Here is a 10,597-nt window from a genome sequence, read left to right on the forward strand (position 1 = left end):
GAGCGATGTAGCAGTGCCGCGAAGAAATCGGCGTCAAAACATCCAGCCGAGCTATATACTCCCGCGGGATGGGTCCACGTTTATCGGCACCCAAGAAATGGAAGGGCCGCGGTGGACGCATGGTGAGATCTACAAAGTGCGACAGATTGGTTCTTCCGCAGCGCGGAAGTTCTACGTGTGCCCGGGATGTAATCAGAACATCCCTCCAGGAGTAGCCCATGTCGTTGCGTGGCCGAAGGAAGTGGGGCGCGGGGCGGATGATCGCCGTCACTGGCATAAACATTGTTGGTCGAGGCGGTAGGGTATGAGGCATGATTGCAGCATTTTCAGTAGCACCAGCCGTCACTGACACGCCGAACGCGGAGATGTCGCAGGCCGTGGCACGCGCCGTGAAAGTAGTTCGTGAATCGGGGCTGCCGAATGAGACGACAGCCATGTTCACCACGGTTGAGGGTGAATGGGACGAAGTCATGGACGTTATTAAGCGTGCGACGCAAGCGGTGGAGGAAGTGTCTCCACGTGTTTCGCTGGTGATCAAGGCGGATATCCGCCGTGGGTTTACAGATATGCTCCACCAGAAGATGGAGTCTTTGAACAAGCATCTTGAGGAGAACTAGGACGTGACAGGACCACAATTTACGGCAGGGGCCGTTGATTTAGCTCAGGTAGCGAAGCAAGCGGAGGCCCGCGAGGAAATGCAGCGCGAGGGGTTTGTCCCAGTATTTACGGTTACTGAGGCAGATTTGGAAGCCAAGGTACTGCAGCGCTCAATGCAGATTCCGGTTGTCGTTCATGTCGGTAGTGCGCGTTCAGCTGATTCCGAGTCGCTACGGGCGACGTTGACCAAGTTGGCTACCGGTCAGCGAGGATTCGCGTACGCATACGTTGATGCTGATGCCACTCCGCAGATCGCGCAGGCGCTTGGTGTACGGATTGTTCCGACCACGCTCGCGCTCGCTGCTGGGCGCCCACTGACGAGCTTCGAGGGGGATCAGTCGGAGGAAGAATTGAAGCCTTGGCTCGAGGCATTGGTGAGCAACGTTGGCAGGCAGTTGCAGGGCCTAGACGAGGAACCCGTTGAGGATGCTGCCCCAGCAGAGGACCCGCGTTTGGAAGAGGCAGCTCGTGCGATGCAGGCAGGTGATTTTGATCAGGCTACGGCTATCTACGATGCGATGCTGAGCGAGGAGCCTGGTAACAAAGAAGTTGCGCAGGCGAAGGCGACGGTGGCCGTCGTCAAGCGGCTTGACCCTGCGAACTTGACGGTTGATCCTATTGCTGATGCTGCGGAGCACCCTGACGATGTCGCGAAACAGCTGGTGGCTGCTGATGCTGAGCTCGTGTCCGGTGCGCCTGAGAAAGCATTCGACCGTCTGTTGGGCTTGATCAAGCAGTCTCCAGAGGCGAAGGAGCGACTGCTCGAGCTCTTCGGGCTTTTTGACGCCGGCGACCCGCGTGTGCTCGCCGCTCGTACGAAGCTTGCGAGTGCTCTGTTCTAGCGTGACATGCAAAAGCCCGGGCCTGCAGGAACTCCTGAGGCCCGGGCTCTAGCGTTCTAGCGGCTCAGCTTGTACAGCTGTGCGCTCATTGCTGGTACGTGCAGCTCGATCGAGTAAGGGAAGTGATCCCACTGAACATCGTCACTGTGCACAGTGTGTGGCAGGTCGTTGTTGGCACCGCCGTAGACGCCTGCGTCCGTGTTGATGAGTAGCTCCCACTCACCGGCGACCGGCAGGCCGATCCGGTAATTTGGCTGGGAAGCTCCGGACATGTTGATGACGGCCAGCACAGGGTTGCCCTCGGTATCCCACCGGAGGTAGGCGAGGATGTTGTGCTGTGAGTCGTCGCCCTTGACCCACTGGAATCCGGCAGGCACGTTGTCCTGCGCGTACAACGCAGGGGTGTCGACGTACACCCGGTTGAGGTCGCGAACCAGTTGCTGGATACCGCGGTGGTACTCGTGGCCCCAGCCGTCGGAAATATTATCCCAGTTGATTGAGTTCGCTTCGTCCCACTCGGTGGTCTGGCCCCAGTCACAGCCCATGAAGAGGAGCTGCTTGCCTGGGTGGGAGAACATATAGCCGAAGAGCGTGCGAAGGCCGGCGGCCTTGTTCCAGTCATCGCCAGGCATGCGCTGCCAAAGCGAGCCCTTGCCGTGGACTACTTCGTCGTGGCTAAACGGCAGGACGTACTGCTCGGAAAACGCGTAGACCAGTGAGAACGTGATTTCGTTGTGGTGGTATGAGCGGTGAATCGGGTCGAGAGAGAAGTACTCGAGGGTGTCGTTCATCCAGCCCATGTTCCACTTCAGGGAGAAACCGAGGCCGTCGTGTTCCGTCATAGCGGTCACGCCTGGCCAAGCAGTAGACTCCTCCGCGATGGTCACGATGCCTGGGTGGTTGCGGTGAACCGTTGCGTTCATCTCTTGCAGGAATTGGACGGCGTCCCAGTTTTCGCGCCCACCAAACTGGTTCGGGAGCCATTCGCCAGGCTGGCGGGAGTAATCGAGGTAGAGCATTGATGCGACGGCGTCGACGCGGAGGCCATCGATGTGGAACTCTTCGCACCAGTACAGGGCGTTAGCGACCAGGAAGTTGCGAACTTCGTTGCGTCCGAAGTCAAAGACGTAGGTGCCCCAGTCTTTCTGCTCACCACGGCGCCAGTCGGGGTGCTCGTAGAGGGCGGTGCCGTCGAAGCGGGCGAGTGCCCAGTCATCCTTCGGGAAGTGGGCTGGCACCCAGTCGACGATGACCCCGATGCCTGCTGCGTGTAGGTCGTTGACGAGTGCGCGGAAATCATCTGGAGTTCCCCAACGGGCGGTTGGAGCGTAGTACCCCGTGACCTGGTAGCCCCAAGAGCCACCGAATGGATGCTCGGCCACCGGGAGGAACTCGACATGGGTGAAGCCGTTTTCCACGAGGTACGGTACGAGCTCGTCGCGCATCGTCTGGAAGGTTGCGCCCTTCTTCCATGAGCCGACGTGGCACTCGTAGACGCTCATTGGGGAGTTGGTCGGGTCTGCTTCGCAGCGCTTTTGCGCCCAATCCTCATCTGTCCACTTGAACTCGGAAGGGGCGGCAACCACGGAGACGGTCTCTGGAGGTGTCAGCGTTTGCTTCGCCAGAGGGTCGGCCTTGTCGATGCGACGGCCGTCGGACGTCTGTACTGCAAATTTGTACGTGGTGCCTGCCTCAATGCCCGGGATGAAGATCTCCCACACTCCAGTCGAACCGAGGACGCGCATCGGGTACTGGTTTGGGTTCCATGCACAGAAGTCACCGACGACGGCCACGCCCTGTGCATTCGGTGCCCACACAGCGAACGAGGTACCAGTGACGGTGCCGAGCGTCGTCTCGTAAGTACGGACGTTGGCGCCGAGCACCTCCCAGAGACGCTCGTGGCGGCCTTCGCTAATCAGGTGCAGGTCGAGCGTGCCGAGTGTAGGCAGGAAGTGATATGCGTCGGCGACGGTCACCGGGTCGCCCTCGGGGTAGTGAACCTTGAAGCGATAGTCGGGCGCAGTGGTGTCGGTCAAGCCGATCGCCCAAATATCGTCGCCAAGGGACTGCATTTGCCGGATCTCATCGTGGATGAGTAACTCGACGTTCGTTGCGCCGAGGAATCGGGTGCGAATGAGGGAGCCCTCGGGTGCTGCGTGCCATCCGTAGAAGTCGTGCGGTGCGTGGTGCTTGCATTCGAGGAGGCGGTGCCGGTCGTGTGCTGGGATCAGCAGTGCTGGGTTGACTGATTTTGCAGACATAATGATCTTTCTAGCGTCTGTTTGGTCGCGGTTGTTATGGGCGGTAGTCGTGATCTGAAATTTGTCGGAATGCGAGCGCTTCTCGCTTCTGTGGCGCAACATCAGGCAGCTTGAGAATGTGAGCGACGTTGACTTCCGGTGCGAGGCGCACGTAGTTTTCTGATCCCCAGTCGTAGTACGCGTCAGTTACCAAGTCATGGACGGCAAACTGCGCACCATATTCGAGACCAACTGCCGACGCGTCGAGGTACAGCGTGCCTTCCTGCGCGTTCCAAGGGTCGAGATTAACGACGACGAGGACCGCGTTGCCAGAGATCGCATCGACCTTCGAGTACGCGAGGATCTGGTCGTTGTCCACGTGATGGAAGCGAATTTGACGTAGCTGCTGCAGCGCAGGCTGCGCCTTGCGGAAGCGGTTCAGCGAAGTGATGTAAGGCTCTAGAGACTGCCCGTTATCGAGGGCTGTCTGGAAGTCGCGTGGGCGCAGTTCATACTTCTCGGAGTGGTTGTACTCTTCGCTACCTTCTGCGACGGCTTCGCCTTCGAAGAGCTCAAAGCCGGAATATACGCCCCACAATGGGCTCATTGTGGCGGCAAGCGTGGCGCGAATTGCGAACGCGGCTGGACCTCCGTACTGCAGCGAGGCGTGCAAGATGTCAGGCGTGTTCACGAAGAGGTTCGGGCGCGAGACATCCGCGACGTCGACCATGTGCTCAGCGAAGTCGATGAGGTCACTCTTAGATACTTTCCAGGTGAAGTGAGTGTAGGACTGGGAGAACCCTGCCTTCGACAGCCCGTACATCACTGGTGGGCGGGTAAACGCTTCGGCCAAGAAGATGACGTCGGGGTGCGTCTCGTGGACGCGGGTGATCAACCAGTGCCAGAAGTTCACCGGCTTCGTGTGCGGATTGTCCACACGGAACGTTCGGATGCCCAGGTCTACCCAGTACATGACAACCCGGTAAATCTCCTCGTAGACCTTCTCCGGGTTGTTATCGAAGTTGATCGGGTAGATATCCTGGTACTTCTTCGGCGGGTTCTCGGCGTAAGCAATCGTGCCGTCTTCCAAGATGGTGAAGAAGTCGGGGTGCTCGCTCGCCCAAGGGTGATCCGGCGCAGCCTGCAAGGCCAAATCCAGCGCTACCTCCAATCCGAGTTCGTGCGCATGGTCAAGCATCGCGCAAAACTCTTTCTCACCACCGAGCTGCGGGTGGAAGGCATCGTGCCCACCGTCTCGTGAACCGATCGCCCACGGGGAGCCGACATCACCCTCCTCGGCGACAAGTGTGTTGTCTTTGCCCTTCCGGTTGATCTCACCGATTGGGTGGATAGGAGGGAAGTAGACCGTGTCAAAGCCCATTGCAGCAACGCGATCGAGCGCCTTCGCAGTGGTAGCCCAGGTACCGTGAACCGGGTTGCCTTCATCGTCCCAACCGCCGGTGGAACGCGGGAAGAGCTCGTACCACGAGTTCACCAGCGCATCGCGTCGTTCTACGTAGATATCGCAAATAGGCCCATGGGTGACGAGCTCCCGAAGCGGAAAAGCATTGAGTACTTCGAGTACTTCGTCAGAAATGCCGGCGAGAATTCGTTCAGCCAGTGGCAGCGCGGGATTATCAAGCGCCGCAGCGGCCCGTTCGAGCACCTCGCGGTCTGGGGCCGGAGTCTGCGCAATTGCGGCTTCAAAAAGGTGGATGCTGTGGGCGATGTCGTTCGCCATTTCTTCGGTAGTCTGCCCGGCCTCCAGCTTCTTTGTGACGGCGTTGCGCCACGTCGCCATGACGTCACTCCACGCATCAACGCGGTAGCGCCACAGCCCCTGAGCATCGGGGACAAACACCGCATGGGTGTAGTCCGGGCGGTACGGTTCTTGCTGCATGTGAATGGAGTACTGTTCTCCATTCGGATCCGTAATAACCAAGCTTGCAGCGATAGCGTCGTGGCCTTCTCTCCACACCAGGGCAGAGACTGGCACAACCTCACCTACCACCGCCTTTGCCGGAAGAGTTCGCCCGGAAACTTGAGGGCGTACGTCGTCGATACCAAAGCGTGCAACCATGTCGTTTTTGTCCTCACATGTGGCCGATGGAAGTCGGACACACCTATAGGTGTGCTCTTTCTTCTCTCAGACTAGCTAACTCTCGCGTTAAATATCGACATAAGGGTTCGCTTTCATCCGTGGCGATTCTCATACAACGATATGGTTACACTGAGAACTCAGTCGCTTGTTTTTCTATCCACCAAGACGCCGAAGTAGAAAGAAGCCAGAATGGTAGCCGTGAACGAACCAACCACTGATCCAGATCTGCTTATCGACTTCCGAGGAGTCGAGTTTATTCGCGGAGGCAACACGCTTGTTGGCCCTATCGACTGGCAGGTGGAGCTCGACGAACGTTGGGTCATCGTCGGCCCAAATGGCGCCGGCAAGACCACACTGATCCGAATGGCGGCTGCCCAAGAGTTCCCATCGCGCGGCGTCGCATTCGTACTCGGAGAGCGCATCGGTAAAACAGATATGCGTGACCTTCGCGCGGCAATCGGATTGACGTCCTCAGCGATTGCTTCGATGATTCCGCCAAGTGAAAAAGTTGGCGACGTCGTCGTCTCCGCAGGCTACGCGGTCGTCGGGCGTTGGCGCGAGCAGTACGAGGACGTCGACTACGAGCAAGCACTCGAAGTCCTGGAACAGGTCGGGGCTATGCACCTTATCGACCGCACGTGGGGAACGCTCTCAGATGGAGAAAAGAAGCGCGTCCTCATCGCCCGCGCGGTCATGATCGACCCAGAACTGCTCATCATGGACGAACCGGCGGCAGGTATGGATCTCGGCGGACGCGAGGACCTCATCGCATACCTCGGCGACCTCGCACTCGACCCCGATGCGCCAGCTATGGTGATGATCACCCACCATCTGGAAGAAATCCCATATGGTTTTACACATGCCTTGCTGCTCGACGAAGGAACAGTGATCGCCCAAGGTCTTATCGAAGACGTATTGACCAGTGAAAACGTCTCTAAGGCGTATCATCAGCCAATCGAAGTGCAGCACGACGACGGCCGGTTCTATGCACGCCGTGCACGAAGCGCACGAAGTGGTGCGCACCGCGCATAACACCACGCGAGGAGGTGGAGCACCGTGTACCGCAAAACCGGCGCATTTTCTGTCGACGCAACAGACGCCGTCGACGCAACAGAAACCAGTGGGTTCAACGGGTCACGCCTGTCTGCCACCGTCATCCTCATCCGCGACACTCCCGACGGAATCAAGGTGTGGATGCAAGAACGAGTCATGAGCATGAAAAACTACCCAGGCATGACAGTTTTTCCCGGAGGTGGCGTCGATAGTCGCGACTTCCCACCCCGCGCCTGGAATGACGGAGACCTGTGGATTGGCAAGTCGGCAGTCTCTGTTGCACGAAGGCTCGGCGTCACCAAATACAAGGCACATGCCCTGCTGTTTGCCGCTGTTCGCGAATTGTTCGAAGAAACCGGAACACTGCTCGCCGTTGACGACGAAGGAACCCTACTCGGCGACGCACGTCCTTTCCACGACCAACGGCTCAAACTCGTCTCGCACGAGATCTCGCTTACGGACATGCTGCAGGCCAATGAACTCAACGTCTGCAGCGACCTCCTCATCCCATTTGCACGCTGGGTAGGTTGCTCGCACCGAGGTAACTGGTTCGACACCTTCAGCTTCCTCGCAAAAGCACCCATCGGACAAGAACCAGACGCGGAAACCGGCGAGGCAGACGACGCAAACTGGTTCTCCCCGAAGCTACTCATGGAAGGATGGCGCGCCGGGCTCGTTCGCTTCGTGCCATCAACATGGGGGCAACTCCAACAGCTGTGCTCCTGCGACACCTTCGAGGATGCGGTCAAACTTGCACGCAACGCCGACATGCGCCCGATCATCGGAGACCCCGCCGATGATCCGCGCTACCACGAGTTTTTCCACCAGCACCCGACAGATAGGATCGGGACGCCCAAATGAGTTTTACTTTGGACGAGGTTGGGTTCCTACGGGACAACCTGCAAAAGATTCTGGCGCTTGGACCGGACCTCGAACTCATTCCAAGTACGCTAATTCGCGACAGAGCCGTACTGGAAAAGGAATTCGGCGATCATGCCCGTGTCGTTTCGGAGTTACTCGCTGCGCAGCGCAGCGCCCGTGGGAAGATGCCCGAACATTGGCTTACCGATAGCGACGCCGCGCAACAAGCAACGCCACAGCTCGTTGCCGAATACAGAGCGCAGCTGATCAAGGATTTCGGAGCAGCCACGGTCCACGACGTGACCTGTTCAGTGGGAAGCGAAGGGGCGTCGATAAGAAAACAACAGCTCTCTTGGATAGGCTCCGATCTCGATCGCGTACGGCTTGCGATGGCTCAAGCAAACCTTGCCGACGCCAACGTGCTCCTCTGCCAAGCCGATGCACTGCAACCCATTAGCCGCGCCGATGTCATCGTGGCTGACCCAGCACGACGCGCCAACGGCCGACGAATCACCGACCCAGCAAAACTCCTACCACCCCTGCCAGACCTCGTGGAAGCACATCGTGGCAGAGAACTCGCAGTAAAGTGTGCACCCGGAATCGACTACAGCGAGTGGAGCGGGCTCGTCAGCGTCGTCTCTCTCGATGGCGGCGTCAAAGAAACCTGCCTGTACACAGAAGGTTTCGGATCCGGCATTCGCGAAGCGGTGGTGCTGCGCGCGGACGGTTCGCGAGAGATAGTGAGGTCGGACGAGCCTGACGACACCACTGTCGCCGAACCAGGTACTTGGATGATCGAGCCCGACGGAGCGATCATCCGCGCCGGGCTAGTTCGCCACTGGGCGCACCGGCACAGCTTGTGGATGGTGGACCCGCACATTGCATTTCTTACGGGTGATGAGCTTCCCGCAGCAACGAGTGGCTTCCGTTTCTTAGAGGCTGTGCCGTTCAAGCGTCTTAAGGCAGCACTGGCCAACTATCAAGCGGGGGCGCTTGAGATCCTCGTACGCGGGGTAGACGTCAACCCGGACCAGCTTCGGAAGAAGATGAAGCTGAAAGGGCACCGACAGATGGCGGTACTTATTGCGCGAACAGGCAACAGCCCGACTGCATACATTTGCGAGGCAAGGGAGCATCAGCGCGTAGGGTAGTGCGCATGAAGTATCTCGATCACGCTGCAACTACTCCGATGCGTCAGGTAGCAATCGATGCCTGGGTTGAACACGCAGGTGCGTTGAATCCCGGTGCGCAACACGCAGCGGGACGCCAAGCCAACGCGGTGCTTGCCGATGCAAGAGAACAAGTCGCGGAGTTGCTTGGCGCGGACCCGGTTGAAGTGATTTTCACAGGCTCGGGCACCGAGGCAGACAACATCGCGGTCCGCGGTCTCTACGAAGCCATGCGTGGCAAGCAAGGGGACCGGGTGGTGTGTTCACCGGTTGAGCACTCGGCAGTGCTCGAGACTGTCAAGGCACTAGGAGCACAGCACGTGGATTGGCTCCCGGTAGGCGACGACGGCCACCTGTCGGACCTCGAGGCGCTTGACACTCCGGCAGCTGTGGCCGCAGTGATGTGGGCAAACAATGAGACTGGCGCACTCCAGCCAGTGAAGGAGGTTGTTCGCAGAGCTGCGCTTCAGAACACTCCTGTTCATGTGGATGCTGTGCAGGCCGTTGGAAAGGTCCCCGTTCACTTCCACGACCTCGGTGCTACCACATTGGCAGCGAGCGCACATAAGTTTGGTGGGCCACGCGGAACCGGCCTACTGCTAGCGAAACGCTCGCCGGCGCCGACCGCATCGATTCACGGTGGCGGCCAGGAACGTGGACTGCGACCAGGGACGGTAGACGTGGCCTCTGCCGCTGCAACAGCTGTAGCACTGGCGGAAGCATGCTCTGAGATGGATCGTGAACGCGAACGCGTGAAGGAACTTCGCGATGCACTCGTGGCAGGTGTACAGCGTGAGGTCCCGGACGTGGTGGTAACAACCCAGGAGCCAGCTGTGGAGGGGCATGCCCACTTCATGTTCCGCGGTGCCCACGGGGACGCGATGCTGATGCTGCTCGACTCGTTGGGCATCGCTGTATCAACTGGGTCTACATGCGCAAGTGGTGTGACCCGAATGAGTCATGTGCTTGAGGCGATGGGCGTGGAGGAAGCGCTCGGCTTGGGCGCGCTACGAATTTCGCTGGGGCGAACGAACACACGTGAGGACGTCGACTACTTTGTCCAGAACATCGCTGATGTAGTTGCGAAGGCGCGAGCGGCGGGGAACATGTAGATCTCACGCGATAGTGGGCGAGTTAACGTCGATGTGTTGGCGTTGTTTGCCGGGCCCGAACCAGTACAAGCATCATGCTGGTTCGGGCCTTTCATACTTTCGACCCAACCCAACGGGGGTAAAACACGGGGGTACCAACTGTTCAACGATCACGAAAAGGTCTGCCTAACGCATCCATAGGGCCTAAGTTTGGCTACACCAGACCACGAAAGGTTTTTGGTATAAAAAGGTTGTGTATTAATAGTGTCGGCGACACGTGTCGAATGACACATGTCGTGCCTGGTAATCCCGATTTGCTTAGCAATCTCTTACCAACCCTTGCATATATGCGCATAATATGCGGGTGGGTTGATTGTTGAACACCCGTCGACAGGTGTCGGTGGGTTTGTTGAACATGTTGGGTTGCCTGTGGTGAAACCTGAGTGTTTTTTAAGCTATGTGTGCAGGTTGTGGGGCTAGATGTGTTGAACAATCCGGGTTTTGTGGGCGTGTTTTTGCCTGTTTTGTTGTCGTGTTTTGGGTGGATTGGCCATGTATAGTTGCGGTGCATAAACTTGGGGTC

Annotated in this window: 9 protein-coding genes; 7 read left to right on the forward strand and 2 right to left on the reverse strand. The window is 58.4% G+C overall.

Going from position 1 to position 10,597, the window contains the following annotated elements; all coding sequences use genetic code 11:
* Window positions 1-13: 13 nt before the first annotated feature.
* From KBX14_RS03535 to KBX14_RS03545, 3 genes are read left to right on the forward strand one after another with little or no spacing between them, the layout of a single operon-like run.
* Window positions 14-301: a hypothetical protein gene (locus KBX14_RS03535; protein WP_071573411.1), complete on the forward strand. Its 288-nt coding sequence runs from the start codon at window positions 14-16 to the stop codon at window positions 299-301.
* A 10-nt stretch (window positions 302-311) separates the two neighbouring features.
* Complete coding sequence (locus KBX14_RS03540) at window positions 312-617, forward strand: MTH1187 family thiamine-binding protein (protein WP_070362607.1); 306 nt, start codon at window positions 312-314, stop codon at window positions 615-617.
* 3 nt (window positions 618-620) lie between these two features.
* The gene (locus tag KBX14_RS03545; RefSeq protein WP_256021078.1) at window positions 621-1,499 is read left to right on the forward strand and encodes a tetratricopeptide repeat protein; all 879 of its coding nucleotides are present in this window, start codon (window positions 621-623) and stop codon (window positions 1,497-1,499) included.
* A 56-nt stretch (window positions 1,500-1,555) separates the two neighbouring features.
* On the opposite strand, the gene glgB is transcribed toward KBX14_RS03545, so the two are convergent.
* Entirely contained in the window at window positions 1,556-3,760 is a 2,205-nt protein-coding gene (gene glgB, locus KBX14_RS03550) for a 1,4-alpha-glucan branching protein GlgB (protein ID WP_256041849.1), read from the reverse strand.
* 34 nt (window positions 3,761-3,794) lie between these two features.
* Window positions 3,795-5,819, reverse strand: coding sequence for a maltotransferase domain-containing protein (locus KBX14_RS03555; RefSeq protein WP_256041850.1), 2,025 nt, complete (start codon window positions 5,817-5,819; stop codon window positions 3,795-3,797).
* A 210-nt stretch (window positions 5,820-6,029) separates the two neighbouring features.
* Here KBX14_RS03555 and KBX14_RS03560 point away from each other — a divergent pair, with 210 nt between their 5' ends.
* The 4 genes from KBX14_RS03560 to KBX14_RS03575 are packed head-to-tail and all read left to right on the forward strand — an operon-like array spanning window position 6,030 to window position 10,035.
* On the forward strand, window positions 6,030-6,872 hold the full coding sequence (locus KBX14_RS03560) for an ABC transporter ATP-binding protein (protein ID WP_070362604.1): 843 nt from the start codon (window positions 6,030-6,032) through the stop codon (window positions 6,870-6,872).
* 24 nt (window positions 6,873-6,896) lie between these two features.
* Window positions 6,897-7,754, forward strand: a complete 858-nt coding sequence (locus tag KBX14_RS03565) for an NUDIX hydrolase (RefSeq protein WP_070362603.1) — start codon at window positions 6,897-6,899, stop codon at window positions 7,752-7,754.
* Complete coding sequence (locus tag KBX14_RS03570) at window positions 7,751-8,905, forward strand: SAM-dependent methyltransferase (protein WP_070362602.1); 1,155 nt, start codon at window positions 7,751-7,753, stop codon at window positions 8,903-8,905. Before KBX14_RS03565 ends, KBX14_RS03570 begins: the two co-directional genes overlap by 4 nt.
* 5 nt (window positions 8,906-8,910) lie before the next feature.
* Window positions 8,911-10,035, forward strand: coding sequence for a cysteine desulfurase family protein (locus KBX14_RS03575; RefSeq protein ID WP_070363537.1), 1,125 nt, complete (start codon window positions 8,911-8,913; stop codon window positions 10,033-10,035).
* Window positions 10,036-10,597 lie beyond the last annotated feature (562 nt).

Source organism: Corynebacterium sp. CCUG 61414, assembly GCF_024453945.1.
In the GTDB taxonomy this organism is placed as follows: Bacteria; Actinomycetota; Actinomycetes; order Mycobacteriales; family Mycobacteriaceae; genus Corynebacterium; species Corynebacterium pseudogenitalium.

Excerpts from the sequence above, each read along its gene's own strand:
- KBX14_RS03570 (WP_070362602.1), top strand. The coding sequence starts at position 7,751 with ATGAGTTTTACTTTGGACGAGGTTGGGTTCCTACGGGACAACCTGCAA.
- KBX14_RS03555 (WP_256041850.1), bottom strand. The coding sequence starts at position 5,819 with ATGGTTGCACGCTTTGGTATCGACGACGTACGCCCTCAAGTTTCCGGG.
- KBX14_RS03560 (WP_070362604.1), top strand. The coding sequence starts at position 6,030 with ATGGTAGCCGTGAACGAACCAACCACTGATCCAGATCTGCTTATCGAC.
- KBX14_RS03540 (WP_070362607.1), top strand. The coding sequence starts at position 312 with ATGATTGCAGCATTTTCAGTAGCACCAGCCGTCACTGACACGCCGAAC.
- KBX14_RS03575 (WP_070363537.1), top strand. The coding sequence starts at position 8,911 with ATGAAGTATCTCGATCACGCTGCAACTACTCCGATGCGTCAGGTAGCA.
- glgB (WP_256041849.1), bottom strand. The coding sequence starts at position 3,760 with ATGTCTGCAAAATCAGTCAACCCAGCACTGCTGATCCCAGCACACGAC.